This window comes from Paraburkholderia sp. J69-1 (assembly GCF_905220255.1).
Taxonomy (GTDB): Bacteria; Pseudomonadota; Gammaproteobacteria; order Burkholderiales; family Burkholderiaceae; genus Paraburkholderia.
Map to the genome: position 1 here is coordinate 170,043 of NZ_CAJMZG010000001.1, position 25,493 is coordinate 195,535.

The 25,493-nt window shown below is 64.7% G+C and carries 24 protein-coding genes; 7 read left to right on the forward strand and 17 right to left on the reverse strand.

What is annotated here, in order from left to right; genetic code table 11:
- Window positions 1–10: 10 nt before the first annotated feature.
- Window positions 11–1,459, reverse strand: coding sequence for an aminopeptidase P N-terminal domain-containing protein (locus U5A67_RS00885; protein ID WP_321815959.1), 1,449 nt, complete (start codon window positions 1,457–1,459; stop codon window positions 11–13).
- Between the two features lie 235 nt (window positions 1,460–1,694).
- Here U5A67_RS00885 and U5A67_RS00890 point away from each other — a divergent pair, with 235 nt between their 5' ends.
- Complete coding sequence (locus U5A67_RS00890; protein WP_205981413.1) at window positions 1,695–2,306, forward strand: glutathione S-transferase; 612 nt, start codon at window positions 1,695–1,697, stop codon at window positions 2,304–2,306.
- Between the two features lie 144 nt (window positions 2,307–2,450).
- On the opposite strand, the gene U5A67_RS00895 is transcribed toward U5A67_RS00890, so the two are convergent.
- From U5A67_RS00895 to U5A67_RS00905, 3 genes are all read right to left on the reverse strand, one after another.
- Window positions 2,451–4,058: an FMN-binding glutamate synthase family protein gene (locus U5A67_RS00895; protein WP_321815960.1), complete on the reverse strand. Its 1,608-nt coding sequence runs from the start codon at window positions 4,056–4,058 to the stop codon at window positions 2,451–2,453.
- A 235-nt stretch (window positions 4,059–4,293) separates the two neighbouring features.
- The gene (mnmA, locus tag U5A67_RS00900; protein ID WP_321815961.1) at window positions 4,294–5,514 is read right to left on the reverse strand and encodes a tRNA 2-thiouridine(34) synthase MnmA; all 1,221 of its coding nucleotides are present in this window, start codon (window positions 5,512–5,514) and stop codon (window positions 4,294–4,296) included.
- A 35-nt stretch (window positions 5,515–5,549) separates the two neighbouring features.
- Complete coding sequence (locus U5A67_RS00905) at window positions 5,550–6,053, reverse strand: NUDIX hydrolase (RefSeq protein ID WP_205981410.1); 504 nt, start codon at window positions 6,051–6,053, stop codon at window positions 5,550–5,552.
- Window positions 6,054–6,343: 290 nt separating this feature from the next.
- On the opposite strand from U5A67_RS00905, the gene U5A67_RS00910 reads away from it, so the two are divergent.
- From U5A67_RS00910 to U5A67_RS00920, 3 genes are read left to right on the forward strand one after another with little or no spacing between them, the layout of a single operon-like run.
- On the forward strand, window positions 6,344–7,495 hold the full coding sequence (locus U5A67_RS00910; protein ID WP_205981409.1) for a Re/Si-specific NAD(P)(+) transhydrogenase subunit alpha: 1,152 nt from the start codon (window positions 6,344–6,346) through the stop codon (window positions 7,493–7,495).
- A 13-nt stretch (window positions 7,496–7,508) separates the two neighbouring features.
- A complete protein-coding gene (locus U5A67_RS00915; protein WP_205981408.1) occupies window positions 7,509–7,835 on the forward strand; it encodes an NAD(P) transhydrogenase subunit alpha in 327 nt (108 codons plus the stop codon).
- A complete protein-coding gene (locus tag U5A67_RS00920; protein ID WP_205981407.1) occupies window positions 7,836–9,290 on the forward strand; it encodes an NAD(P)(+) transhydrogenase (Re/Si-specific) subunit beta in 1,455 nt (484 codons plus the stop codon).
- 69 nt (window positions 9,291–9,359) lie between these two features.
- Here the strand turns inward: U5A67_RS00920 and U5A67_RS00925 are convergent, their stop codons facing one another.
- Both U5A67_RS00925 and U5A67_RS00930 read right to left on the reverse strand, forming a co-directional pair.
- Window positions 9,360–10,046 carry a YafY family protein gene (locus tag U5A67_RS00925; protein ID WP_321815962.1) on the reverse strand — a complete coding sequence of 229 codons (687 nt, stop codon included), beginning with the start codon at window positions 10,044–10,046 and terminating at the stop codon, window positions 9,360–9,362.
- Between the two features lie 132 nt (window positions 10,047–10,178).
- Window positions 10,179–10,595, reverse strand: a complete 417-nt coding sequence (locus tag U5A67_RS00930) for a VOC family protein (protein ID WP_241023181.1) — start codon at window positions 10,593–10,595, stop codon at window positions 10,179–10,181.
- 252 nt (window positions 10,596–10,847) lie between these two features.
- On the opposite strand from U5A67_RS00930, the gene U5A67_RS00935 reads away from it, so the two are divergent.
- Window positions 10,848–11,642: a glycosyltransferase family 2 protein gene (locus U5A67_RS00935; protein WP_321815963.1), complete on the forward strand. Its 795-nt coding sequence runs from the start codon at window positions 10,848–10,850 to the stop codon at window positions 11,640–11,642.
- 27 nt (window positions 11,643–11,669) lie between these two features.
- Here U5A67_RS00935 and U5A67_RS00940 read toward each other — a convergent pair whose 3' ends face one another.
- The 8 genes from U5A67_RS00940 to U5A67_RS00975 form a co-directional block, all read right to left on the reverse strand.
- A complete protein-coding gene (locus tag U5A67_RS00940) occupies window positions 11,670–12,980 on the reverse strand; it encodes a THUMP domain-containing class I SAM-dependent RNA methyltransferase (protein WP_205981404.1) in 1,311 nt (436 codons plus the stop codon).
- Between the two features lie 190 nt (window positions 12,981–13,170).
- A complete protein-coding gene (locus U5A67_RS00945; RefSeq protein WP_321815964.1) occupies window positions 13,171–13,395 on the reverse strand; it encodes a HigA family addiction module antitoxin in 225 nt (74 codons plus the stop codon).
- A 9-nt stretch (window positions 13,396–13,404) separates the two neighbouring features.
- The gene (locus U5A67_RS00950; protein ID WP_321815965.1) at window positions 13,405–13,680 is read right to left on the reverse strand and encodes a type II toxin-antitoxin system RelE/ParE family toxin; all 276 of its coding nucleotides are present in this window, start codon (window positions 13,678–13,680) and stop codon (window positions 13,405–13,407) included.
- A gap of 192 nt (window positions 13,681–13,872) precedes the next feature.
- Window positions 13,873–16,008, reverse strand: coding sequence for a site-specific recombinase (locus U5A67_RS00955; RefSeq protein WP_321815966.1), 2,136 nt, complete (start codon window positions 16,006–16,008; stop codon window positions 13,873–13,875).
- 180 nt (window positions 16,009–16,188) lie between these two features.
- A complete protein-coding gene (locus tag U5A67_RS00960; RefSeq protein WP_415767537.1) occupies window positions 16,189–16,941 on the reverse strand; it encodes a membrane integrity-associated transporter subunit PqiC in 753 nt (250 codons plus the stop codon).
- On the reverse strand, window positions 16,938–18,575 hold the full coding sequence (locus U5A67_RS00965; RefSeq protein WP_321815967.1) for an intermembrane transport protein PqiB: 1,638 nt from the start codon (window positions 18,573–18,575) through the stop codon (window positions 16,938–16,940). Before U5A67_RS00965 ends, U5A67_RS00960 begins: the two co-directional genes overlap by 4 nt.
- A complete protein-coding gene (locus tag U5A67_RS00970) occupies window positions 18,568–19,239 on the reverse strand; it encodes a paraquat-inducible protein A (protein ID WP_321815968.1) in 672 nt (223 codons plus the stop codon). Before U5A67_RS00970 ends, U5A67_RS00965 begins: the two co-directional genes overlap by 8 nt.
- A gap of 49 nt (window positions 19,240–19,288) precedes the next feature.
- Window positions 19,289–20,125, reverse strand: a complete 837-nt coding sequence (locus tag U5A67_RS00975; protein ID WP_321815969.1) for a paraquat-inducible protein A — start codon at window positions 20,123–20,125, stop codon at window positions 19,289–19,291.
- A 346-nt stretch (window positions 20,126–20,471) separates the two neighbouring features.
- Between U5A67_RS00975 and U5A67_RS00980 the strand changes: the two genes are divergently transcribed.
- Window positions 20,472–21,044 (forward strand): YceI family protein, encoded by a 573-nt coding sequence (locus U5A67_RS00980; protein ID WP_321815970.1) that lies wholly within the window; start codon window positions 20,472–20,474, stop codon window positions 21,042–21,044.
- 102 nt (window positions 21,045–21,146) lie between these two features.
- Window positions 21,147–21,722, forward strand: a complete 576-nt coding sequence (locus tag U5A67_RS00985; protein WP_321815971.1) for a YceI family protein — start codon at window positions 21,147–21,149, stop codon at window positions 21,720–21,722.
- Between the two features lie 102 nt (window positions 21,723–21,824).
- On the opposite strand, the gene secF is transcribed toward U5A67_RS00985, so the two are convergent.
- The 3 genes from secF to yajC form a co-directional block, all read right to left on the reverse strand.
- The gene (secF, locus tag U5A67_RS00990; RefSeq protein WP_321815972.1) at window positions 21,825–22,775 is read right to left on the reverse strand and encodes a protein translocase subunit SecF; all 951 of its coding nucleotides are present in this window, start codon (window positions 22,773–22,775) and stop codon (window positions 21,825–21,827) included.
- Between the two features lie 15 nt (window positions 22,776–22,790).
- A complete protein-coding gene (secD, locus tag U5A67_RS00995) occupies window positions 22,791–24,848 on the reverse strand; it encodes a protein translocase subunit SecD (RefSeq protein ID WP_321815973.1) in 2,058 nt (685 codons plus the stop codon).
- Window positions 24,849–24,999: 151 nt separating this feature from the next.
- On the reverse strand, window positions 25,000–25,329 hold the full coding sequence (gene yajC, locus U5A67_RS01000; protein WP_205981393.1) for a preprotein translocase subunit YajC: 330 nt from the start codon (window positions 25,327–25,329) through the stop codon (window positions 25,000–25,002).
- Window positions 25,330–25,493 lie beyond the last annotated feature (164 nt).

A 25,493-nucleotide genomic window follows, 5' to 3' on the forward strand; every position in this document is an offset into this window, starting at 1 on the left:
GCACTCACGCTTATGCGCCGCGTTGCGCGTTCTGCATCAGCGCTTCGATGTCGTCGGCGTTCACGGGCACGCCGCGCGTAATGAGTTCGCAGCCGGTCTCGGTGACGATGGCGTCGTCCTCAATGCGGATGCCGATGTCCCAATAGCGCTCCGGCACGTCTTCGGCCGCGCGGATATAAAGCCCCGGCTCGATGGTGAGCGTCATGCCCGCGCGCAACGTGCGCCAGGGCGGCGCATCGCCTGACGTGTCTGGCGTGCCGCGCTCGCGATAATCGCCCACATCGTGCACATCCATGCCGAGCCAATGGCCCGTGCGATGCATATAAAAGCGCGCGTAGGCGCGATCGGCGATCACTTCGTCGACGCTCGCGTAGCGCTGGCGATCGAGAATGCCCGTATCGAGCAGACCTTGCGCGAGCACGCGCACAGCCGCTTCGTGCGGCGCTTCGAAATTCACGCCGGCGCGTGTGGCGTCGACGGCCGCTTGCTGCGCGGCCAGCACGATGTCGTAGAGCTCGCGTTGCGCGCTCGTGAAGCGCCCGCTGGCGGGAAACGTGCGCGTGATGTCCGAGGCGTAGCCGTTCAGTTCGCAGGCCGCGTCGATCAGGATCAGGTCGCCTTCGCGTGCGACGGCGTTGCCAGCCGGATAGTGCAGCACGCAGGCATTCGCGCCCGTGGCGACGATCGAACCGTAGGCCGGCGCCTGTGCGCCATGCTTGCGGAACGTATAAAGCAATTCGGCTTCGATCTCGTATTCGCGCATGCCGGGGCGGCATGTCTGCATCGCGCGCACGTGCGCGAGCGCGGAAATCTCCGCGGCGCGGCGCATCGTGTCGAGTTCGTGCGCGTCCTTGACGAGGCGCATCTCGTCGAGCAAGGGCAACACGTCATAGGCGGCCGCGGGCGCGGTGACGCCGCTGCGTCCCTGCGCGCGCACGGCATCGATCCAGCCGCGCACCTGCGCGTCGAATTGCTCAGATGCGGCCAGCGCGTAATGCAGCGCCGGGCGATTGGCGATCAGACGCGGCATCTGCGTATCGATATCGTCGATGGGAAACGCCGCGTCGAAGCCGAATGCTTCGCGCGCGCCATCGGGGCCGAAACGCAAGCCTTCCCATGTTTCGCGCTCGACGTTTTTCGCGCGGCAAAACAGGATTTCGGCGGGTTCGTTTTCGCCGGCATTCGCGTCCAGCACGAGCAGCGCCTCGGGCTCGGTAAAGCCGGTGAGGTAGTAGAAATAGCTGTCGTGCCGATAGGGATAGTCGGCGTCGCGATTGCGCATGACTTCGGGCGCCGTGGGCACCAGCGCCACGCCGCCGCCTTGCGCTCGCAGGGCAGCCAGCACGCGCTCGCGGCGCGCGCGATAGAGCGATGCGCCGCCATCGGGGCCGCGCGGTGCGTCGGCTGCAGCGGCTGCAGCGCCGGGCGCCGCAGCGTTTTCCGTAAGGGTCGTGTCCATCGTGCGATTGTAGCGCCTGAAGGTTGGCGACGTCCGCCGGAACACGGTGCCTGGACACCGCGTTATCGCCGGTTTTATGCAGGGCGCAAGGCCCGCCGCGCCGCGCGCGGTGTTGCATCCTGTCGACAAAGCGCGACATCGACGCCCGCCGAATATGCGCTATCCAGCGGACAACCCGTCAGAATTTGTCGATTACCACGTATACTTCGGCCGGATTCCAGAAAAGGCAGGTGCGATGAAACTTATCGGTTCGCTCGGCAGCCCGTATGTCCGCAAGGCGCGGATCATGCTCGCCGAAAAGAAAATCGACTACAAGCTGGTGCTTGAAAACGTGTGGGCCGCCGAAACGGCGATCCACGATTTCAACCCGCTCGGCAAGGTGCCGTGTCTCGTGATGGAGGACGGCGAAGCGGTGTTCGACTCGCGCGTGATCTGCGAATACGTGGATATGCTCTCGCCGGTCGGCAAGCTGATTCCGCAGGGCGGACGCGAGCGCGTGGAAGTGCGGTGCTGGGAAGCGCTCGCCGACGGCATGCTCGACGCCGCCGTGCTGATCCGCGCGGAAGGCACGCAGCGCACGCCCGAACAGCAATCGGCCGCATGGATCGAGCGCCAGAATCGCAAGATTCACGAAGGCCTGAAAGCGATGGCCAAGGGCCTCGCAGGCAATGCGTGGTGCGCGGGCAACCGCTACACGCTCGCCGATATCGCAGTGGGTTGCGCGCTCGGCTATCTCGACTTCCGTCAGCCGGAACTGAACTGGCGCGAGCTGCATCCGAATCTCGAGAAGCACTTCGAGAAGCTCATGCAGCGTCCGTCGTTCGCGGATACGGTGCCACAGGCCTAAGCCTTAAGCCCTGAGCCTTAAGCCTGACAAGCAGCATCATCGAAGCATGAAAAAAAGCGCGCATTCAGAATGCGCGCTTTTTTTTCGTCATCGAATTTTCGACGATGGTTGCGAGCGCAACCATCACGCAAACTCATAGAAACATCAGACGATTTTTTCTTCGGCCGGCGCGAACGAATCGCTGCGCGCCACCGGCCACCACTTCTCGTACAACTGATAGCGATAGCGCGCTTCCAGCAGATCGCCGGGCTTCAGATACTTGAGCAGTTCCGACATCAGCTTCACTTCGTATGAAGAAACGCGCCGGACGATGTGATGCGCGCGCAGATCGGCGGGACTTGCGAGGCCGGCGGCCTGAATGATTTCCTGCAGCGCGTGCAGCGTGTTGCGATGGAAGTTGTAGACGCGCTCGCCCTTGTCGGGCACGTCGAGCGCGCGCTGGCGCACCGGATCTTGCGTCGCCACGCCCGTCGGGCAGCGGTCCGAATGGCACTTCTGCGCCTGGATGCAGCCCACCGCGAACATGAAGCCGCGCGCCGAATTCACCCAGTCCGCGCCAATCGCCAGCGTCTTCGCCACGTCGAATGCCGTGATGATCTTGCCGCTCGCGCCAATCTTGATCCTGTCGCGCAAGCCGATGCCCACGAGCGTGTTGTGCACGAGCAGCAGGCCTTCCTGCAACGGCGTGCCGATGTGATCGGTGAACTCGATGGGCGCGGCGCCCGTGCCGCCTTCCGCACCGTCCACGACGATGAAATCGGGCAGGATGCCGGTTTCGAGCATGGCCTTGGCGATGCCGAAAAACTCCCACGGATGGCCGATACACAGCTTGAAGCCCGTGGGCTTGCCGCCCGACAGCTTGCGCAGGCGATCGACGAATTCGAGCAGGCCGCGCGGCGTCGAAAACTCCGAATGACGCGCGGGCGACACGCAGTCCTGGCCCATCGGAATGCCGCGCGTTTCGGCGATTTCGGGCGTGACCTTGGCCGCGAGCAGCATGCCGCCGTGACCCGGTTTCGCGCCTTGCGAAAGCTTCACCTCGATCATCTTCACTTGCGGCTCGTTGGCGAGACGCTGGAATTTATCGGCGCTGAAAGTGCCGTCGTCATTGCGGCAGCCGAAGTAGCCCGAAGCGATTTCCCAGATGATGTCGCCGCCGTGTTCGCGGTGATATTTCGACATCGAGCCTTCGCCGGTGTCGTGCGCGAAGCCGCCTTTTTTCGCGCCCAGATTGAGCGCGCGGATCGCGTTGGCCGACAGCGCGCCGAAGCTCATCGCCGAGATGTTGAAGATCGACATCGAATACGGCTGCGGGCGGCTCGCGCCCACCAGCACGCGGAAGTCGCTGCCATCGAGTTTGGTGGGCGCGAGCGAATGGCTGATCCATTCGTGGCCGACGGCCTTGACGTCGAGTTCGGTGCCGTAAGGGCGGCTGTCGACGACATTCTTCGAGCGCTGGTACACCACGCTGCGCTGCACGAGCGAGAAGGGTTTTTCGTCGGTGTCGTCTTCGACGAAGTACTGGCGGATTTCAGGCCGCACGAACTCGAACAGGAAACGCAGATGGCCCCAGAGCGGGTAATTGCGCAGGATGGCGTGGCGCAACTGGGTCATGTCGTAAAGGCCGAGCGCGACGAGCAGCGCGGGCACGATGGCGCAGAACCACGACAGGTGATGGAACGCCGCTGCGATGACACAGGCCGCGAGTAGCAGCACCGCGCACCACATGGCGAGGTAACGTCGGGAAAACATGGGGGGACTCCTCGATCTCTTGATTTGCCGCGCGAAATCCGGTCAGGTCCGCGCGAACCCGCCGCGCTGGGGTACGGCGCTGGCGTGCCCGCATAATGCCGCAAGTTTGTGAAACTGGCCGGCAAGCGGGCAGGGTTTGGCGGGGCCGGAGTCGACGCCGCGCAAAGCCGCGTGCAATAACGCGAGAGAACGAACGAGGAGGGCGCGCGGCGCAGAACGCGCCGCGCGAATCAGCTTACGCCTGGCTTTCTGTGGTGGACGAAGCCTTGGCCGCGAACTGCGGCGACTTCTTGCGCGGCGAGCGCTTTTTCTTCGGCGCAACCGGCGGCAGCACGGCGGGCACGTGCGGTTCGAGCGTCGTCACGGCTTCGATGATGCCGCCGCCCAGGCAGACTTCGCCGTCGTACAACACGGCCGACTGGCCCGGCGTGACGGCCCATTGCGCATCCGGGAAATGCAGCGAGAACTGGCCTTCGCCGAACTCGGCCGCGCCCGCGAACGAACAGGGCGCATCGGCCTGGCGATAGCGCGTTTTCGCGCCGCACGCATGGCCTTCGGCTGGCGGCTCGCCCGCGACCCAGCTCACGTTGCCGGCGCGCAGGTCATGCGCGAGCAGCCACGGATGATCGTGACCCTGCACGACGTAGAGCGTATTGGTTTCGATGTTCTTGCCGGCGACGAACCACGGATCGCCGCTGCCGTCCTTGCTGCCGCCCAGACCAATGCCCTTGCGCTGCCCGAACGTATAGAACGCGAGGCCGATGTGCTCGCCTACGGTCTTGCCGTCGGGCGTCATCATCGGGCCGGGTTGGGTCGGCAGATAGCGGTTCAGGAAGTCGCGGAACGGCCGTTCGCCGATAAAGCAGATGCCGGTCGAATCCTTCTTCTTCGCGTTCGGCAGACCGATCTGTTCGGCGATCTCGCGCACCTTCGTCTTCGGAATTTCGCCAAGCGGAAACATCGTCTTCGACAACTGCGCCTGGTTCAGCCGATGCAGGAAGTACGACTGGTCCTTCGTATGATCGAGCGCCTTCAGCAGTTCGAAACGTCCGTTGTCCAGGTTCTGGCGCACGCGCGCGTAATGGCCCGTGGCGATGGTTTCCGCGCCCAGCGACATCGCGTGGTCGAGGAAGGCCTTGAACTTGATCTCGGCGTTGCAGAGCACGTCCGGGTTCGGCGTGCGGCCCGCCGAATACTCGCGCAGGAACTCCGCGAACACGCGGTCCTTGTATTCGGCGGCGAAGTTCACGGCTTCGACGTCAATGCCGATCAGATCCGCGACCGACACCACATCGATCCAGTCCTGACGCGTCGAGCAGTATTCGCCGTCGTCGTCGTCTTCCCAGTTCTTCATGAAGAGGCCGACGACGTCGTAACCCTGCTCCTTGAGCAGCCACGCGGTCACCGACGAATCCACGCCGCCCGACATGCCTACCACCACTCGTTTTTTACTCATCTCTGCTGCCTTTTTGTGCTGCATCTAGTGGGCGACTAGCCCTTGCTGCCTGTCTGGTTCGCTAACCTGGGTCCGACCGCGTGCGTCTGCACGAAATCGAGCGGCACGCGCTTGCCCGCGAGGTAATCGTCCACGCACTGCATGACGAGCGGCGTGCGATGGCGCTCGCTCGCGGCGCGCAGCTCGTCGACGCTCATCCAGAGCGTGCGGACGATATCGGGATCGAGCGCGCGATCTTCCGGCTCGCTCGCGACGCTGCCGCAATACGTGAAGCGCAGATAGGTCGTGCCGGACTCGCCCGGCTTGCCGAAGTGAGTCATATACATGCCGACCAGCGCCTGCGGTGCGAACGAGTAGGCGCTCTCCTCGAGCGTCTCGCGCACGACGGCTTCAAACAGCGTCTCGCCGGCTTCCAGATGGCCGGCCGGCTGATTCAGGCGCAAGCCCGCAGGCGTGTGTTCCTCGACCAGCAGAAAACGCCCGTCGCGCTCGATCACGGCGGCCACGGTGACGTGGGGTGCCCAGGTTTCATCGTTCATGGGCCGGTATTTTACCGGCACGCGCCCAAGGCTGCCCGGGGCCGGATCAGGCCCCGACCGTCCGGTCGGACGACATGCAGTGTTGTGTGCAGTGCACAAAAAGGGATAAATCCCGCTTCAAAGCCGTCGCTGCTTTCGGTTAAAGTGGTGCGTCGTTTGCCGTTGCATTGCCCGTTTCAGCCGTACCAGAACGTTGCAATAAGAGCCGGCGAGCCTCGTCGGCCTTACTCCGCTCTGTCCTTTGACACGAGCCATATCAAAAAGAGAAGCAGGCCGAGGAGGAAACAACGATGCATATCGGAGTGCCCGCGGAAACCCGGGCGAACGAAGGCCGCGTGGCCGCGACGCCGGAGACAGTCAAGAAGTACGTCGCGCAGGGCCATACGGTCACGATCCAGTCCGGTGCCGGCACCGGCGCCAGCTTTCCCGACGAAGCCTATGCGGCGGTCGGGGCGCAGATTGCCGACGCGGCGGCCGCCTTCGGCGCCGACCTCGTACTCAAGGTGCAATCGCCCAGCGTCAGCGAACTCGCGTTCATGAAGCGCGGCGCGGTGCTGGCCGGCATGCTCGATCCATTCAATGCGGATAACGCCCAGAAGCTCGCCGATGCGGGCCTGACGGCGTTCGCGCTCGAAGCCGCGCCGCGCACCACGCGCGCGCAAAGCCTCGACGTGCTGTCCTCGCAGGCCAATATCGCCGGCTACAAGGCGGTGCTGGTGGCGGCGAATCTGTATCCGCGCTTCATGCCGATGCTGATGACGGCCGCCGGCACGGTCAAGGCCGCGCGCGTGCTGATCCTGGGCGCGGGCGTGGCGGGCCTGCAGGCGATTGCGACGGCCAAGCGCCTTGGCGCGGTGATCGAAGCATCGGATGTGCGTCCGGCGGTGAAGGAGCAGATCGAATCGCTCGGCGCCAAATTCCTCGACGTGCCGTACGAAACCGATGAGGAGCGCGAAGCAGCGGTGGGCGTAGGCGGTTATGCGCGGCCGATGCCGCCTTCGTGGCTGGCGCGGCAATCTGCCCTGGTGCACGAGCGCGCGCGTCAGGCCGACATCGTCATTTCGACCGCGCTGATTCCGGGCCGCGACGCGCCCACGCTGCTGCCATCGGAAACGGTGCAGGCGATGAAGCCGGGTTCGGTGGTCATCGACCTCGCGGCGGGACGCGGTCCCATCGCCGATCAGGCTACGGGACGGCGCGGCGGCAACTGCCCGCTGACCGTCGCCGATCAGGTGATCACACAGCACGGCGTACAGATCTGCGGCTACACGAATCTCGCGTCGATGGTGGCCGCCGATGCCTCGGCGCTCTACGCGCGCAATCTGCTCGACTTCCTCAAGCTCATCATCACGAAGGAAGCCACGCTCAACATCGATCTCGCGGACGATATCGTCGCGGCCACGCTGCTGGCTCGCGACGGCGCCGTCACGCGCAAGACCTGAGAGGAGACCGGCAATGGAACTGATCAACCATACCGTCATCAACCTGATCATCTTCGTGCTGGCCGTGTATGTGGGCTATCACGTGGTCTGGAATGTCACGCCCGCGCTGCATACGCCGCTGATGGCCGTGACCAATGCAATTTCGGCGATCGTGATCGTCGGCGCGATGCTGGCGACGGGCTTGACCGTGGGCGGCGCGGGCAAGTTCTTCGGCACGTTTGCCGTGCTGCTGGCGGCCGTGAACGTGTTCGGCGGCTTTCTGGTCACACGGCGAATGCTGGAGATGTTCCGCAAGAAAGAGCCCAAAAAGCTCCCCGCGGCTGGCAAGGAGGGCGCGTAAATGAGCATGAACGTCGTTACGCTGCTCTATCTGGTGGCGTCGGTTTGCTTCATTCAGGCGCTCAAGGGCTTGTCGAATCCGCGCAGCGCGCGCGCCGGCAATATGTTCGGCATGGTGGGCATGGCCATCGCCATCCTCACGACGCTTGCGCTGATCGTGAAGGAGTCCGCACAGTTCGGCTCGAATCTCGGGCTGGGGCTTGGGCTGCTGTTTGGCGCGCTGATTATCGGCGGCGGGCTGGGTGCGTTCGTGGCGGCACGCGTCGAGATGACGAAGATGCCCGAACTCGTTGCGGCCATGCACTCGCTGATCGGTCTCGCGGCGGTGTGCATCGCGTATGCGGTGGTGTCGGAGCCGGCTGCGTTCGGACTCGTGGCGGAAGACGCGCCGTATCCGGGCTTCCTGCCGTACGGTAACCGCATCGAACTGTTTATCGGCACCTTCGTGGGTGCGATTACCTTCAGCGGGTCGGTGATCGCCTTCGGCAAGCTCTCGGGCAAGTACAAGTTCCGGCTGTTTCAGGGCGCGCCCGTGGTCTACCCGGGCCAGCATCTGATCAACCTGATGCTGGCGATCGGCATGATCGGCTTCGGCGTGCTGTTCTTCATCACGCAATCGTGGCTGCCGTTCATCATCATGACGGCGATCGCGTTCGCGCTGGGCGTGCTCATCATCATTCCGATCGGCGGCGCGGATATGCCCGTCGTGGTGTCGATGCTGAACTCGTACTCGGGCTGGGCGGCGGCGGGCATCGGCTTCTCGCTGAACAACGCGATGCTGATCATCGCCGGGTCGCTGGTGGGTTCGTCGGGCGCGATTCTGTCGTACATCATGTGCCACGCGATGAACCGCTCGTTCTTCAACGTGCTGCTGGGCGGTTTCGGCGCGGAAGCGGGCGCGGCGGCCACGGGTGGCGCGCAGGAGCAGCGTCCGGTGAAGTCCGGTTCCGCCGACGATGCCTCGTTCATGCTCGGCAACGCGGAAAGCGTGGTGATCGTGCCGGGTTATGGTCTGGCCGTGGCGCGCGCGCAGCATGCGCTGAAGGAACTGACTGACAAGCTCGTCGAAAAAGGCGTGGATGTGCGCTACGCGATTCACCCGGTCGCGGGCCGCATGCCGGGTCACATGAACGTGTTGCTCGCCGAAGCCGAAGTGCCCTACGACCTCGTGTACGAGATGGAAGACATCAACAACGAGTTCGGCCAGACCGATGTGGTGCTGGTGCTCGGCGCGAACGACGTGGTGAATCCGGCCGCGAAGAACGATCCGAAGTCGCCGATCGCGGGCATGCCGATCATCGAGGCGTACAAGGCGCGCACCATCATCGTCAATAAGCGTTCGATGGCGGCGGGTTACGCGGGTCTCGACAACGAACTCTTCTACATGGATAAAACCATGATGGTGTTCGGCGACGCGAAGAAAGTGATCGAGGATATGGTGAAGGCGGTGGAGTAAGCGCCTCTGGCTGTCACGCTCGATGGTCGTGAAAAAGCCCGCTAACTGGCGGGCTTTTTCGTTTGCACGTCATCGCGATGGCGCATTCACATGGCGCAGATAATCGGCGAGCCGCCGTCCGCTGACATCGGGAAACGGTTCGAGCACTTCCACGCTATTCATGCGCTCGATATTGAAATTGCGAAAGCCTTCGCGCATCTCGCACCACGCGCCCACGGTCCACTGCGCGCCCCAATACACGAGCCCGAGCGGCCAGACGCGCCGTTCCGTTTGCGCGCCGATACGGTCGCAATACGCGAAGCGCACCACGAGCCGCGAATCGACGGCGCGATGCAGCGCGTCCACTTTTTCCGAGTACGCCGGATCGACGTGATACAACGGCGCGAACACGGCGATGCGTTCGAGTACGGCGCGTTTTTCCGCCGGCATCGCGGCGGCGATTTTCGCCAGCGCCCCGCGCGCGCCGCCCGCGAGTGCCGCGCCGCCCCAGGATTCGGCCATGCGGGCGCCGACGGCGAGCGCGGTGAGTTCGTCGGCGGTAAAGGTGAGCGGCGGCAGGCTGGCCGTGCGCGCGAGCCGGTAACCGATGCCCGCTTCGCCTTCGATCGGCACGCCCGAAAGCTGTAGATCGCGCACATCGCGATAAACCGTGCGCGGCGACACGGCGAGCCATTCCGCAAGCTGCTGCGCCGTGGTGAGACGGCGCCCGCGCAGTAGTTCGGCGATCTGGAACAGGCGGTCGGCGCGACGGGTCATGGTGGGGCCGCTGGAGAAGAAGGAAGGGCGCGCGTGAGGGAGCGCATGAGGGCGCGCCCGCGGGTGAGGCTGTGCAGATGATAGCGCCGCCCGCAGCACGGCCCGCGCTGCGTGGCGGCGTGAGCGTCCGGCTTAGCCCAGCTTCGCGGCATGCAGCCCGACGCGGTTGCCTTCCGTATCGATGAAGAAGCCGATATAGCCGTAGTTGTTCGGCAACTCCAGCGCCGGGCCCTGCTTCTTGCCGCCGGCCTTCTCGACGCGATCGAGCACGGCCGTGACCGAGGGCTGCGCGTTCAGATACACGAGCACGCCTTTCGGGTCCGGCTTGGCGTCCTGCGGATTGAACACAATGCAGCCGCCGGTGGCGTTATCGGCGTGACCGAAGATCGCCATCGGCACGCCGCCGACGACTTCGCGCTGCAGCGAAGTATCGAGCGCGGATTCGTAGAAACGGGCCGCACGATCGAGATCGTGAGCGGGGATTTCGAACCACGAGATGACGCGGGCAGCTTGGGACAGCTGGGGCACTTCGAGCATTTCGGTGGACATGATGCACTCCTTGAGTGGCGACGGCGGATGCGGTTCGATGGCGGCGGCTGGCGGGATGCCGGGGCGCCGTCCCTGGCCGCTTGTGGCGTGCGGCGTGGGATAGAGGCAGTGTGCAGACCCCCTGCTGACAGCGTGCTGTCAGTAGCTAGCGGTATGACCCGCGGCGCGGCGTTTCGAACTTTTTCGAGAGAGCCTCGCGCGCGGATTTGTTGTAATCGACGCATCGCATCTCCATTGCCTCGCCTTCATCTCATGTCTCCAAACGTCTCCATCATCACGCCGACCGCGAATCGCGAGGCTTTTCTGCCGGCGATTGCGCGCTGTGTCGCGCGTCAGCGCGTCGACTGGGAGTGGCTGGTGCTCGACGACAGCCCGCAGCCCAGCGCCTTCATGCAGCAACTCGCGCGCAGCGACGCGCGCGTGCGCTATCACTGGTCGAAGGAGCCGATGTCGATCGGCGCGAAGCGCAATCTGCTTGTCGCCGAATCGCGCGCCGGCACCATCGCCCATTTCGACGATGACGATCACTACGCCGCCCACTATCTCGAACAGATGACGCGCTTGATGCGCGAGAACGACGCGGCGCTCATGAAGTTATCGACGTTCTGGATGTTCGCGCCGCACACGCAGTTTCTCGGCTATATGGATCTGAATGCGCGCGTTGGTCTGCACTACGAACTGAGCGGGCAAACGGTCAACACGGTGACGTTTCACGACAAGATGAAAATCGGCGCCGATTTCATCCTGTTTTATGGCTTCGCGTATGTGTATCGCAAATCGCTGTTCGACATCGCGCATTACGACGATGTGAATCTGGGCGAGGACGAAAGTTTCATCCGCCGCGTGGTGGCAGCAGGAGAAAAGGTGCTGGCGGCGGACGATACGCAGGCGAGCTGCCTGCATCTGATTCATCCGGCTTCGACGTCGCGCTGTTTCTCGCGCTACGCCTTGCCGATGTTTCTGCTGCCGAGATTGTTTCCCGACTACGCAGGCTATCCGCTGCCGGTCGCGCCGGGCGGCGCGCAGATCGGGCCCGCGCGCGTCTGAAGCGCACGGCGGCCCGATGCGAGGCTGTTAGCCTTCGCTGTTTTCGCTCGATGCGTCCTTCGCCGGACGCTGGCGGACGCTGCCCGCGATCAGGTCGAAGCGGAACAGACGGCATTCGAGCGCGCCGTTGAAGAGCGGCGTTTTGGCGGCTTCGCGCAGACGCAACTGGCCCGGCAGCTTGCGATCCGAGGTGAGGAAGAACGCGCGCCAGCCGGTGAAACGCTGCTTGAGCGCGTCGCCGAGCGCATGGAAGAACTCCGCGTCCGGTGCGTCGGTGTGGACGCGGCGAAACGATTCGGGTGCGTCGTAGCCGTCGTCGTCACGCGGATTGCGCTCGCGCAGTTCGCCGCGCGCGTTGCGGCCGCGCACTTCGATACGCTCGCCATACGGCGGGTTTGCCACGAGGATGCCGTCGCCCTCGGCGGGCGGCGTCATGTTGCGCGCGTCGATCTGCTTGAGCGGCACATTGCCCAGACCGGCGCGTGCGAAGTTGGCGCGAGCCTTCTCCAGCATGACGTCGGAAATGTCGCTGCCGAAAATCTTCAGATCTTTTGCGCGGCTCATGGCCGTATTGCGAGCCGTATTGGCTTCGCTCTTCAGATGGCGCCAGGCGGCCGAATCGGACTGCTTCAGACGCTCGAAACCGAAGCTGCGCGACAGACCCGGCGCGATATCCAGCGCGACCTGGCAGGCTTCGGCGAGGAAGGTGCCGGAGCCGCACATCGGATCATACAGCGGTTGTTCGGGCGACCAGTTGGTCAGACGCAGGATGCCGGCGGCGAGGTTTTCGCGCAGCGGCGCCGCGCCCTTGTCCAGACGCCAGCCGCGCTTGAAGAGCGGCTCGCCGGACGTGTCGAGGTAAAGCGTGCAATCGGTCGCGGTCAGGAAGGCGAAGATGCGCACATCCGGGTACGCGGTATCGACGCTCGGACGCGAGCCGGCCTTGTCGCGCATGCGGTCGCAGATCGCGTCCTTCACGCGCAGCGTGGCGAATTCGAGGCTGCGCAGCGGCGACTTGATCGCGGTGATGTCGATGCGGATCGTCTCGTTCGGCGAGAACCATTTCTCCCACTGCTGCTCGCGGGCGAGCGCGTAGATGTCCTGCTCGCCGCGATAGGGACGCTGGGCGAGCTTCAGGAGCACGCGGCTCGCGATGCGCGAATGCAGGTTCGCGGCCATGCCGCCGGCCCAGTTGCCGCGGAAATGCACGCCGCCGGGGACTTCGGCGCCGACCTGGAGCGCGCCGGGCGGCAGACGCCGTTGCGCGGTTTCGGCCAGTTCGGCGGCGAGCGCGGCTTCAAGGCCACGCGGGCAGGGAGCAAAGAAATCGAAAGACATGAGGAGAGAGGTGACGCTGCGGGGAAGGCGCTATTGTACGCGGGTTAGGCGGCGGGGCCGGTGGGCGTGGTGTTCGCAACATGTTTGCAGCATGTTCGCCACGTGTTCGCCGCCCGGACAGACCTCACAGCGTATCCCGAACCAAAGGTTTGATCTTCGGCCGGGGCTGCTGGCTGGCCTGCCACAAATCTCACTGGATCTGCATGCCGGGCCACAGATCGGTCGACGTGCCGAGCCACGCGGACAGGCGCAGCGCGATATTCGCCGTCACGTTGGCCTTGCCGTTCAGCAGATTCGACAGCGTCACGCGGTTGATATGGAGCGAATTTTCGGCTTCGGTCACGGTCATGTCCTGCGGAATCCAGTCGCGCAGTACCTCGCCGGGGTGCGGCGGGTTGTGCATGCTGCTGCTCATGCCTGTCCTTTAATGGTCCTGATAATCGAGGAGAATGGCGTCCTCGCCTTCGAAGGTGAAGGTGAGACGCCAGTTGCCATTTACCCAGACGGCCGAATGATCGCGTAGATCGCCGCGTAGCGCATGCAGGCGCCAGGGCGGCGAGTTCATGTCCTGCGGGCCGCACGCCAACTCGAGCGCGCCCAGTCGAACGCGCAATCGCGGAGCGTGATGCGCCTGAATACCTACCTTGTTGCCGTCCAGAAAAAACGATGCAAGACCTTTGTGCCGAAAGGTTTTGATCATGCGGCTGTAACCTACGTGACTACACGAGGCAAGCGCCGCGCGATGCCACGCCATCGAGCAGAAAGTTGAGGAACGCTCCCTGGAAACACGGAGCGCGCGCGTTCCTCATCGTGGCATCAAGGCTGGCCGGGCAGTTTGGGTTGCATCAGGGCGACGCGCATCACTGGCCATCTGGCATACAAAACCGCACGCTCATTCGTTGTCCTCGCGCAACTGTGCGCGCCGGATCGGCCAGACCAGATCGATCGGATGGCGCGTGACGCGGCGCCAGAATGCGCGCATCAGCGGGCGCACGTCTCGACGGCCAAGGTCGCGCGAGCGCAACGCCATCTGCAGCGCGAGCGCAAAACTCACCGTCACGTTGAGCACCGCCATGCTGGCGACGCCGGCCACGGCCCACCAGAGTTCGCCGCTTTTCAGCGTGCTCGTGCCCAGCACGCCCATCGCCACGCCGATCGAGCCCGCCGACAGCGTCACGTGCCGCACCTCGAAGTGGAACGCCACCGCCGACACGATCGCTGGCACCACGCCCAGCATCATGCCGAGCACGACATTGCCCCACACGCCGGCCGCGTTGATTCGGCAAAAGTGCGCCAGACGCGCCGCGCCCGAAACGCCCAGCGTCATGCGCAGACGCCGGTTCCACGCGAGCGCATCTTCGACGCGATGGAGTACGAACCAGTTGTCGGCCCAACCCGCGAACAGGCTCGACGCCCACAGCAGCACGCCCGTGAGCGCGGCGTAGAACGGCGTGGGCCCGAGCAGCGAGAACGATTGCAGCGTCGCGTGCGCTTTCTGCGGCGAGATCAGGTTCGCGTGGAACAGCCAGCCGCACACCAGCTGGATCGCCAGACACGCCGGGAACACCAGCAGCACGTTGCCGAGCACCGCCGCAGCCTGGGTGCGGATCAGCGCCACCACCGACGAGACAAAGCGCGCACGTCCCGCCGCCACATGCGTGCCGTCGAGTTCGCGCGCGAGCGTGGGTGCGGTCATGGCGGGCTGCTTGGTCGCCAGCGAGAAGTGGCAGAAGTGCATCACCAGAAAGCTCACCGCGTAGTTGAGACCGGCGAACACCCCTTCGATCATCGATGGCAGATGCGCGCCCGTCACGCCGAACTTCACATACACCGTCACCGCGGTGACCAGGCCGCCGCCGGCTGCCATGCGCAGCATCGTCAGATATTCGGCGCGATCGCGTGCGATGTAGTGCTCGCCGGTGTCGGCGGACAACTCCACGACCTTGCGCGAAAGCAGCGCGAAGTTGCTGCGCACGAGATGCGAGACGCTCTGGCTGCGCTGGTTCGCGCGCACCAGATCGGCGATGAGGCGCGCTTGCGTCGGGGCATCGTCGGCGGCCATCCAGGCGTCCAGCAGGCGCTCGGCGCGCACGATGCGCATGCGCATGCGCTGCACCTGAAACACCGTGTCCACGCGCACGCCATGGCGATAGAGATGCGCGAAGACATCGTCGGTGGCCTTGCGGCAGTCGTCGAGCAGCAGACGCAGCCAGCTCACTTCCTGCAGCAGCCGCGCGGGCTCACCCGCGTCGCGGGCGTTTTCCACCGCGAGCATCGCGCGCGTGAGGCGGAAGAATGGCAGTTTTTCGACGGCGACGCGCGCTTCGTCGCTGGACAGGCGGCTGCGCACTGTCGGGGAAAGGCCCGTCGAGCTGATCTGGCAGGTCAGGTTGTGCAGCGCCGTAAGCAGGTCGAGCGAGAAATCGCCCGGCAGTTTCACCGTCGCGGATTCGGCGGGCGTGTCGCTTGCCAGCACGGGCGCGGGTTCGGCGATCAGCGCCTGCAGGCGCTTGAGCAGATCGGCGGGCAGCGTCGAGATCCACTCGGGATCGTAAGCGGCCGGGAACATCAGCGTGACGAGCGCGGCGAGGTCGCGGCGATTGGGCGCGGGCGGGATCAATTGAGCCTGCACACGCTCGACCAGCGCGCCGACGAGGCCCGAATGCACCGGCATGCCGGCATCGCAGAGCAGCGAAATGCTGTCGCTGTCGCGCAGCAGCTTGCGCACCATCGCGCCGACGTTCGCTTTCCAGGCCGGATTGCGCTCGAGCACGTGCAGCAAATAGCGCACGCGCACATGCTCGGGCGGCGTGCGCTGCGGCGCGTCGTCGGCGAGAACGGTGCTGGGCGCAGCGTCGGTGTCGAGCTTGCCACGGCGGTGGAGCCAGTGCGCAAGCTCAATCAGCCAGTCGCTGCGTTCGGCGTAAGGGGCGTCGGCGTCGGCACTCGCCAGCAGCGCGTCGAGTTGCTGTCCGGCGCTGCGCGAGGCGCGCCACTTTTTCCAGAGCGTGGTGATCGAACGAAACATACAGAAGTGTCAGGCAGCGAGGCAAACCGCCATTATCGCGGGCCGCGTGCTTTGAGCCGGTTTTGTTGGGCCGACTTTGCCTGACCGGCTGCGCGCGGACGCAGAAATGCAACGAGGGATGAGGCAGCGCATCGCGCCGCGTCATCCCTCGTTGTGAAGCGGGTCGGAAACCCGAACGCGTCAGCTTGCCGATGCCGCCGGAACGAGCGTCGGGCAGGCCATGCTGGTTACGGGCTTTGTCGGCATGGCCGATTTCGTGGCGCCTTTCTTCGTCGCCGCAGGCACGCTCACCTGCGGCATGGCGGCGAGCGCACGCACGCCGCTCGAAATCGCCATCGACAGATCGGATACCGCGCGGCGATGACCGATCACCAGCGCGTCGTAACCGTCTCCCACCGGTTCGTTGAGCACGCTGCGGCAGGTCATGACAGTCTGCGAATCGAGCGCGCGCACGCTCCACACCGCGTCGATGAGCGCGTGCGAGCCGGGCCACGATTCGAAGCGCTGCACGTTCACGCTGACGCGATACACCGGCACGCCGTCAGGACGCGGCGAGCCATAGACGTCGATGGTGTTGAGCTGCTGGGTGAGATCGCCCGACAGCGCGCGGCGGATCTCGTCGCCGGGCATCGACGCCCAGCGCTCCTGTTCCAGCACCTTCACCTGCATTGCGTCGGTCTGCACGACCAACTGGGCCTTGGAGACCTGCGGCGGCACATCGACAGGCGCCAGCTCGATCAGCCACGCCGGATTGCTGGCGGTGGCGGCCGGGGCCGTGCGCGCCGTGTCGTCGCTTGGGCTCAGCGTGTAGAAGCGGCTGCCCGGCGAGGCGCAGCCCGCGAGCGCCGCCGCGAGTGTCACGGTGATCGCCAGCGTCGGGGCGAGCATCGAAAGGGCGGCGGGACGCCGCAGGGGAGGCAGGCGAAACGTCATGGCTTGTCTCCTGATTTGCCGCGCAGCAGCGATTCGGGATGGCGCTCCAGATAATCCGAGAGCGAGTTGAGAGATTGCAGCGTGCGCGTGAGTTCCTGCAGCGCCTGATGCACATCCGATTGCAGCGGCGAATCCTGCTGCAGCGTGGATTGCGCGGCGCTGAAGGTCTTCTGCGCTTCGTCGAGCGTGCCCTTCATCTGCGGCAGCAGTTCGTCGTTGACCTTGCCGAACAACTGGTTCGCGTTCTTCAGCGACTCGTTCAGGTTGTTGCCGATCTTGTCGAACGGAATCTGATTGAGTTTCTTCGTGATGTCGGCGACCTGCTGTTGCAGTTCTTCCAGCGAGTTCGGCACCGTCGGCAGCTCCATCGGGTCGCGGTCGAGATCCGCCTTCGCGGGACCGGCCTTCGGGAACACGTCGAGCGCGATATACAACTGGCCGGTGATCAGGTTGCCCGTGCGCAACTGGCCGCGCAGCCCGCGCGCGACGAGTCGCTTGACCAGCTCGCGGCTTTGCGGCGTGTGCGGCGTGGGCGCTTCGCCACGCGTGCGGCGCGACAGCCGCAGCGGGTAAAGATCCATCGTCACCGGCATGGTGAAGTTGTGCGCCTTCGGATCGTATTCGATGCCGATATCCGTCACCTGGCCGAGCGCGATGCCGCGGAAGTCCACCGTCGCGCCCACCGAAAGCCCGCGCAGCGACTGGTTGAAGTACATCACCACGCGCACCGGCGCGCCGTCCGGTTCGCGCATCGCTTCGCTTTCGTCCGAGGCGAGCGTGAAGGTAGCGTTGTCGGGCGCTTGCGGGCCCATCGTCTGGCCGGCCGGCGACTGGAAGGCGAGGCCGCCCACCACGACGGTCGCGAGCGACTGCGTATTGACCTTGATGCCGCTCGAATCCAGTTGCACGTTCACGCCGCTGGCATGCCACCAGCGGGTATTGGTGCCCACGTACTGGTCGTAAGGCGCGCTGACGAACACCTGCACCGTCACGCCCGTGCCGTCCTTGTCTAGCGAATAGCCCGTGACCTGGCCCACCTGGATGCGGCGGTAGAAGATCGGCGTGCCGATATCGAGCGAGCCGAGCGTTTCGCTATGCAGCGTGTAGCGATGGCCTTTTTCGTCGATGGTCACGGCGGGCGGGGTCTCCAGCCCGGTGAATTCGCTGGCGGTTTCGTCCGAACGACCGGCATCGGCGCCGATGTAGGAGCCCGAAAGCAGCGTGCCGAGACCCGAAACGCCGCTCGCGCCCACGCGGGGGCGCACCACCCAGTAGTGACTGTCCTTCTTGGCGAAGTTTTCTGCGTCCTTGGTGAGTTCGACCGTCACGAGCACGCGCGAGAGATTTGGCGAAAGCTTGATGGCCCGCACCGAGCCGATCTCGACGTCCTTGTACTTGACCTTGGTCTTGCCGGGCTCCAGGCCCTCGGCGGTCATGAAGCTGATCGTGATGGTCGGCCCGCGCATGGCGACCGACTTCACCACGAGCGCCACGCCGATCAGCGCGGCTACGAGCGGCACGATCCAGACGAGCGAGGGCAGCCAGCGTTTGGGCTTGACGATGTCCGGCTCGGGCAGGTCGGGCGGCAGCGAGCCCCCGGCCGGCGGCGGATTCGGTCCTTTCGGACTATTCATGTGGGTGATCCTGAGAGTGTTGCGTGGGTTGCTGTTTGTCTTCGTCCACCGGGTCCCAGATCAAGCGCGGGTCGAACTGCATCGACGCCATCATCGTCAGGATCACGACCGAGCCGAATGCGATTGCGCCGGGCCCCGCCGTGATCACCGCAAGCGACTGGAAGCGTACCAGCGCCACGGTCAGGGTGACCACGAAGATGTCCAGCATCGACCAGCGGCCGATGAATTCGACCAGCCGGTAGAGCTTGGTGCGCTCGACCGGGCGCCAGGTGGAGCGGCGCTGCGAGGTGAAACAAAGCAGTGCGATGACGCTGAGCTTGAGCATCGGCACCAGAATACTGGCGATGAAGACGATCACCGCGAGCGGCGCGTCGCCGGAGGTCCAGAAGTAGACGACGCCGCTCATGATCGTGTCGTCTTCGTCGCCGACGAGCGAGGCCGTGTGCATGACCGGCAGCAGGTTCGCCGGAATGTAGAGCAGCGCGGCCGCGATCAGCAGGGCCCAGGTGCGCGCGAGGCTGTCGGGATGGCGCAGATGCAGCGGCGAGTTGCAGCGCTGGCAGCGCTCATGGGCGTGGCCGGCGCGCGCGCGAGCACGCGGCTGCAGATGGCCGCAGGCGTGGCAGGAGATCAGGCCGGCGTCGGTGGCGGTGAGGTATTTCATCGGCATGCCTCGGTGCGCGCGATTTTCTGCGGACGCTTCAGTGTCGGTTTCATCGCGGTTTCCATCCGGGCGTGGTCGGGCCGCCGGGCTTCGGCGCGGAAGGATCGCGGATCTCGGGTTCGCTGACGGGATGGTCCGCGGCAGGGGCGGGGCTGACAGCGCCTCCCGCCTCCGGCCCGCCCAGCGTGGGCGGCACGCCCGGGTCGCTCAGCCCGTCGGGATCGATCTCGTGGCCGCCCAGCACCGCGCTGCCAGCTGGACGACGGGCCTGGCGCGCACCCGCGCGCAGCGCGTCGGCGATATCCCAGAGCGTGCGCGAATCGAACGTCACCACCACGGTGAACATCAGCGTGAGCGCGCCGAAGGCGAACAGCGCTGTTTCCGGGATCACGCGCGCGAGGCTCACCATTTTGACGATGGTGATGAGCACGCCCAGCATGAAGACTTCGAGCATGCCCCACGGCCGCACGAACTGGATCGCACGCAGCACCTGGTTAAAACCTGGCGGAATGAAGCCGCGCCGGATCGGCAGCAGCACGTAGAGCAGCGCGACCATCTCGGTGAGCGGAAAGAGGATGGTTGCGCAGAAGACCATCACCGCAACGATCTCCATGTCCTCGTTCCACAGCACCACGAGCGCGCCAAACAGGCTCGACTCCGAGGTGATGCCGTTGGCGTCGAGTTCGATGATTGGAAACGACTGCGCGATGATGAAGGTGACGAGCGCGGCGACGGTGATCGCACAGATGCGGTCGAGTTGCGCCGAGCTGCTTTGATAGAGCGCGGCGCCGCAACGCGAGCAGCGCGCGGACTGGCGCCCCAGCAGGCGAGGCTTGCGGTAGAGCGCGTCGCATTCGTGACACGCGATCAGATTGTCCTGGGCCATGCGGATAGATGACGCAAAACGACGTGAACGGGGACGAGCAGCTCGGGCGCGGCTGTCGATCGAGTCTGCATTGCCGGTAGAGCCCTCGCTGTTCATGTTACCAAAGGCGGCTTGCGCCGCGCATCAGGCTTGCCGAGGCAGCTCGGCGGGCGCAGGAGTGTGCCATGTTTGCCGCGTCGGTGCGTGCGAGAGCGGCAGGGGGCGTCTGCTCAGGCCGCTTCTGCTTGATTGCAGCCGTTGGGCTATCTTTGCAGTTGGGCGGCCGGTTTGGCCGGCTGCGCCTCCAGGGCATCCGCGTGGGCGTCGGGTGCGCGGAGCTGTGGGAGCGCCCGGCTCGGGGTTGGCCATGGATAGATCGACAAGACGGGCACGCGTTGTGGCGTACGCCTTGCTGGCGGGCGCGCTGTCGCTCGACGCGGGCTACGCAGGCGCACAACTCGACGCGGACAGCAGCACGGTCGAGGCCATCTCGCGCCAGTTGGGCGTGCGGGTGGCGGGCAGCTTCACGAAGTTCGACGCGCGGATCGACTTCGATCCGGCGAAGCCCGCGGCGGGCAGCGCGCGGCTGACGGTGGACACGGCCAGCTACGATCTGGGCGATTCGACCTATAACGAGTCGGTGCGCGGGCCCGAGTGGTTCGATGCAGCGGCCTGGCCGCAGGCGACCTTCGTTTCCACCTCGATCGCCACGACCGGGCCGAACCAGTACAGCGTGAGCGGCGATCTGACGATCAAGGGGCATACGGAGCGTGTCGCCGTGCCCGTCGTGCTCACGCAGCAGGGCGCGACGCAGACCTACGACGGCACCTTGCCGGTTCACCGGCTGGCGTTCGGCATCGGCATGGGGCAGTGGCGGGATACGTCGCGCGTTGCCGATGAAGTGCTGATCAAGTTTCACATCGTCGTCGCACGGCGTTAGTGCTGTTTCGGTTCACCGCCAGTGCGGCGATGTGGTTCCGGTATCACCACCACGTAGCGAAGAAAGGAGGCGTACTTGAATAATTTCGTGTTGAAAAGCGTCATGACCGCCGGGGCTGCCGCGCTGTCGATTGCCGCGTCGCTCGCCCCGTCGATGGCGCAGGCCGCCGACACCTATCAGCTCGATCCCAACCACACTTACCCGAGCTTCGAAGCCGATCACTTCGCCGGTTTATCGGTGTGGCGCGGCAAGTTCACGAAGACCACGGGCACGGTCACGCTCGACCGCGCGGCGAAAACCGGCACGGTCGACGTCAGCATCGATCCCGCTTCAGTGCAGACCGGCAATACGGAGCTCGACAAGCATCTGCGCGGCGAAGAGTTCTTCGACGTCGCGAAGTATCCGGCCGCCACTTACAAGGGCACGCAGATCGTATTCGACGGCGACAAGCCGAAGGAAGTGATCGGCACGCTTACGCTGCATGGCGTGACGAAGCCCGTGAAGCTGGAAATCGACTCGTTCAAGTGCATGCCGCATCCGATGCTCAAGCGCGAGGTCTGCGGCGTGGAAGCCGAAGCCGAGTTCGATCGCGACGACTTCGGCATGGATATGGGCAGGAAGTACGGCTTCAGCATGAAGACGAAGCTGCATATTCAGGCCGAGGGCATCAAGCAGTAAGCCCGACGTTTAAGGCCGACGCTTAAGTCCAAAATTGGCCGCCCGGAAACGAAAAAGCCCCGCGAGATTCGCGGGGCTTTTTATTCGACGAAGGACAGGTGCTTAAACCTGTGCGCCTGCGTTCGGATCGTTCGGATCGAACTTGTCCTTCTTGTCCTTAATGAGGTCTTCGCGCTTCACGCCGAGCCACATCGACAGCGATGCCGCCACGAACACCGACGAGTAGATACCGAACAGAATACCCACCGTCAGCGCCAGTGCGAAGTAGTGCAGAGTCGGGCCGCCGAAGAAGAACATCGACAGCACCATCATTTCCGTACAGCCGTGGGTGATGATGGTTCGCGACATCGTGCGCGTGATCGCGTGGTTGATCACTTCGGTCACGCTCATCTTGCGTTCGCGGCGGAAGGTTTCGCGAATCCGGTCGAAGATAACGACCGATTCGTTTACCGAATAACCGAGCACGGCCAGCACGGCGGCCAGCACAGAGAGCGAGAACTCCCACTGGAAGAACGCGAAGAAGCCCAGAATGATCACCACGTCGTGCAGGTTGGCGATCACGCCGGCGACGGCGTATTTCCACTCGAAGCGGAACGACAGATAGATGATGATGCCGGCCACCACGCAGGCGAGCGCGAGCAGGCCGTCGGTGGCGAGTTCCTTGCCGACCTGCGGGCCGACGAACTCCACGCGCTGCAGCTGAACCTGCGGTTCGGCGGCTTTGAGCGTGGTCATTACCTGGTCGCTCTGCTGGGCCGAGGAGAGACCCTGCTTGATCGGCAGGCGGATCAGCACGTCACGCGAGGTGCCGAAGTTCTGCACCTGGGCGTCGCCGTAACCGATCTTCGCGAGCGAATCGCGCACCGGTTCGAGCGGCACCGCCTGCGGATACTGCACTTCGACGACCGTACCGCCGGTGAACTCGATCGACAGATGCAGACCGCGGTGGAACAGGAAGAACACCGCCGCGATAAACGTAATGAAGGAGATCGCGTTGAAGATCAACGCGTGCTTCATGAACGGGATGTCTTTGCGGATGCGGAAAAATTCCATTTTCTAGTCTCCGTATCAGCGGGACGAACCGGTGTTGTCGGGGCTGCTGGGGTCGTTCCGGCGGCGAACCGTCGGCTTCGCACGTGCGCCACCCTTGGCGCCGGCCTTCGCAGGCTGACCGGCTTGACGCTTTGCGGCGCTCGAGGCGAGCGCGCGGCCCGTGTCGGTGTCCGTGTCTTCGGCGCTCAGTGCGGGTGCACCCGCCGCTTCCGGTTCCGGACGCCACACCTGACCGACTGCCAGCGTCTTGAGCTTCTTCTTGCCGCCGTACCAGAGGTTCACGAGACCGCGCGAGAAGAACACGGCCGAGAACATCGAGGTCAGAATGCCGATACAGTGCACGATCGCGAAACCGCGCACCGGGCCCGAACCGAAGGCCAGCAAGGCGAGACCGGCGATCAGCGTGGTCACGTTCGAGTCGAGAATCGTCGCCCAGGCGTGCGCGTAACCGTTCTGGATCGCCAGTTGCGGCGGCGCGCCGTTGCGCAATTCTTCACGCACGCGCTCGTTGATCAGCACGTTCGCGTCAATCGCCATACCGAGCGCGAGCGCGATAGCGGCAATACCCGGCAGCGTCAGCGTGGCCTGCATCATCGAGAGCACGGCCACCAGCAGCAGCAGGTTCACCGACAGGCCGATCATCGAGATCAGACCGAACAGCAGGTAGTAGCAGAGCATGAACACGGCGATCGCGGCAAAGCCGTAGACCACCGAATCGAAGCCCTTGCGGATGTTGTCCGCACCGAGGCTCGGACCGACCGTACGTTCTTCGATGATGTCCATCGGCGCGGCGAGCGAACCGGCGCGCAGCAGCAGCGCGAGATCGGTTGCGGCTTGTGCCGTGGGCTGGCCCGTGATCTGGAAGCGGTCGCCCAGTTCCGACTGGATGGTCGCCACCGTCAGCACTTCGCCCTTGCCCTTTTCGAACAGCACCATCGCCATCGGCTTGCCGATGTTGTCGCGCGACACCTGACCCACGGCGCGGCCGCCGGCCGAGTCGAGGCGGATGTTCACGGACGGACGCTGATGTTCGTCAAAGCCCGCCGATGCGTCGATGATGCGGTCGCCGGTGAAGATCACCTGCTTGCGCAGCAGCACCGGCGCGGCGTTGCCTTGCGTGAACAACTCGTCGCCCGGCGGGACCGGATCGGTCGGGTTCGGGTGCAGGCCGTTCGGGTCGGCGAGGCGCGCTTCGAGCGTCGCCGTGCGGCCGATGATGTCCTTCGCCTTGGCGGTGTCCTGCACGCCCGGCAGTTCGACCACGATGCGGTCGTCGCCTTGCTGCTGGATCACGGGCTCGGACACGCCCAGCTCGTTCACGCGGTTATGCAGCGTCTGGATGTTCTGCTTGAGCGCGGCATCCTGCACGGCCTTCTTGACCGCCGGCGTGAACGTGCCGACCAGCTGCACGCCGCCTTCAGGATTGTTCTGCGTGGACCACGACAGTTCGCTCACGCCGCCCGTGCCCGAGAGCACCTTGCTAGCCTGATCGGCCACGGCCGGATCGGCGAAATTGATCACCACCGTCTGACCGACGCGGTTCACGCCGCCGTCACGGATGGTTTTGTCGCGCAGGATCGAGCGGGCGTCCGAAGCATCGGAATCGAGCTTCTTGTTGAGCGCGCCGTTCATGTCCACCTGGAGCAGGAAGTGCACGCCGCCGCGCAGGTCCAGACCGAGGTACATCGGCAGCGCGTGCAGCGCCGTCAGCCAGCGCGGCGAGGCGCTCTGCAGATTCAGCGCGACGATGTACTGCGGATCGCTTGGATCGGCGTTCAGCGCGTGGTTCAGTGCGTCCTTCAGACGCAGCTGGGTGTCGGTGTCGGCCACACGCACGCGGATATTCGCGTTCATCGACGAGTTGTCGAAGGTGACGTCGTCGGCCTTGATGTTGGCGGCGGCGACGGCCGATTCGACCTGAGCGAGCGTGTCGGAGCCGAGCTTGACGGTCGCTTTACCGCTCGACACCTGGACCGCGGGCGCTTCGCCGAAGAAATTGGGCAATGTGTACACGAGGCCGATGGCAAGCGCCACGACCATCACGACATATTTCCAGAGGGGATAACGGTTCATTGGTTGGCCCAACGGGGGAGAGGAATTGCCATCTCGATGCGCGCGCGTCCGGCGAGGCCTTCGTGCCGCCCGGTCTGGGTGCAATCAGGGCCGGGCCGGACGCGCTGGACCGCAGAATGAGTGCGGCCGGAAGTGATCGATCGTCTCGCGCTTACAGCGACTTGATCGTGCCCTTCGGCAGGATGGTCGTCACCGACGACTTCTGCACGGTCACTTCCGTGCTGTCGCTGATTTCGACGCCAACGTAGGCTTCGCTGACCTTCGTGACCTTGCCGACGATACCGCCGCTGATGATGACTTCGTCGCCCTTGGCCATGGCGGCGAGCATGTTGCGGTGTTCCTTCTGGCGCTTCATCTGCGGACGGATCATGATGAAGTACAGCACGGCGAACATCAGAATCAGCGGCAGGAAGCTCATCAGGCTGGATTCTGCGCCGCCAGCTGCGGAGCCTTGGGCGAAGGCATTGGAAATAAACGACACGTTGGTCTCTCCGTTTATACGATCAGTACGATCAAAGATACGATCAAAAGCGAGCCGGTTATTCTACCACCGGCAACTAACGCGACGATGGCGCCAAATGGGCTTTCCGATCAAGCTGTTAGCCGCTTTGCCCGGCTGGGTGGGGTGGGCGGCACAGGTCTGGA

Excerpts from the sequence above, each read along its gene's own strand:
- U5A67_RS00885 (WP_321815959.1), bottom strand. The coding sequence starts at position 1,459 with ATGGACACGACCCTTACGGAAAACGCTGCGGCGCCCGGCGCTGCAGCC.
- U5A67_RS00890 (WP_205981413.1), top strand. The coding sequence starts at position 1,695 with ATGAAACTTATCGGTTCGCTCGGCAGCCCGTATGTCCGCAAGGCGCGG.
- U5A67_RS00895 (WP_321815960.1), bottom strand. The coding sequence starts at position 4,058 with ATGTTTTCCCGACGTTACCTCGCCATGTGGTGCGCGGTGCTGCTACTC.
- mnmA (WP_321815961.1), bottom strand. The coding sequence starts at position 5,514 with ATGAGTAAAAAACGAGTGGTGGTAGGCATGTCGGGCGGCGTGGATTCG.
- U5A67_RS00905 (WP_205981410.1), bottom strand. The coding sequence starts at position 6,053 with ATGAACGATGAAACCTGGGCACCCCACGTCACCGTGGCCGCCGTGATC.
- U5A67_RS00910 (WP_205981409.1), top strand. The coding sequence starts at position 6,344 with ATGCATATCGGAGTGCCCGCGGAAACCCGGGCGAACGAAGGCCGCGTG.
- U5A67_RS00915 (WP_205981408.1), top strand. The coding sequence starts at position 7,509 with ATGGAACTGATCAACCATACCGTCATCAACCTGATCATCTTCGTGCTG.
- U5A67_RS00920 (WP_205981407.1), top strand. The coding sequence starts at position 7,836 with ATGAGCATGAACGTCGTTACGCTGCTCTATCTGGTGGCGTCGGTTTGC.
- U5A67_RS00925 (WP_321815962.1), bottom strand. The coding sequence starts at position 10,046 with ATGACCCGTCGCGCCGACCGCCTGTTCCAGATCGCCGAACTACTGCGC.
- U5A67_RS00930 (WP_241023181.1), bottom strand. The coding sequence starts at position 10,595 with ATGTCCACCGAAATGCTCGAAGTGCCCCAGCTGTCCCAAGCTGCCCGC.
- U5A67_RS00935 (WP_321815963.1), top strand. The coding sequence starts at position 10,848 with ATGTCTCCAAACGTCTCCATCATCACGCCGACCGCGAATCGCGAGGCT.
- U5A67_RS00940 (WP_205981404.1), bottom strand. The coding sequence starts at position 12,980 with ATGTCTTTCGATTTCTTTGCTCCCTGCCCGCGTGGCCTTGAAGCCGCG.
- U5A67_RS00945 (WP_321815964.1), bottom strand. The coding sequence starts at position 13,395 with ATGAGCAGCAGCATGCACAACCCGCCGCACCCCGGCGAGGTACTGCGC.
- U5A67_RS00950 (WP_321815965.1), bottom strand. The coding sequence starts at position 13,680 with ATGATCAAAACCTTTCGGCACAAAGGTCTTGCATCGTTTTTTCTGGAC.
- U5A67_RS00955 (WP_321815966.1), bottom strand. The coding sequence starts at position 16,008 with ATGTTTCGTTCGATCACCACGCTCTGGAAAAAGTGGCGCGCCTCGCGC.
- U5A67_RS00960 (WP_415767537.1), bottom strand. The coding sequence starts at position 16,941 with ATGACGTTTCGCCTGCCTCCCCTGCGGCGTCCCGCCGCCCTTTCGATG.
- U5A67_RS00965 (WP_321815967.1), bottom strand. The coding sequence starts at position 18,575 with ATGAATAGTCCGAAAGGACCGAATCCGCCGCCGGCCGGGGGCTCGCTG.
- U5A67_RS00970 (WP_321815968.1), bottom strand. The coding sequence starts at position 19,239 with ATGAAATACCTCACCGCCACCGACGCCGGCCTGATCTCCTGCCACGCC.
- U5A67_RS00975 (WP_321815969.1), bottom strand. The coding sequence starts at position 20,125 with ATGGCCCAGGACAATCTGATCGCGTGTCACGAATGCGACGCGCTCTAC.
- U5A67_RS00980 (WP_321815970.1), top strand. The coding sequence starts at position 20,472 with ATGGATAGATCGACAAGACGGGCACGCGTTGTGGCGTACGCCTTGCTG.
- U5A67_RS00985 (WP_321815971.1), top strand. The coding sequence starts at position 21,147 with ATGACCGCCGGGGCTGCCGCGCTGTCGATTGCCGCGTCGCTCGCCCCG.
- secF (WP_321815972.1), bottom strand. The coding sequence starts at position 22,775 with ATGGAATTTTTCCGCATCCGCAAAGACATCCCGTTCATGAAGCACGCG.
- secD (WP_321815973.1), bottom strand. The coding sequence starts at position 24,848 with ATGAACCGTTATCCCCTCTGGAAATATGTCGTGATGGTCGTGGCGCTT.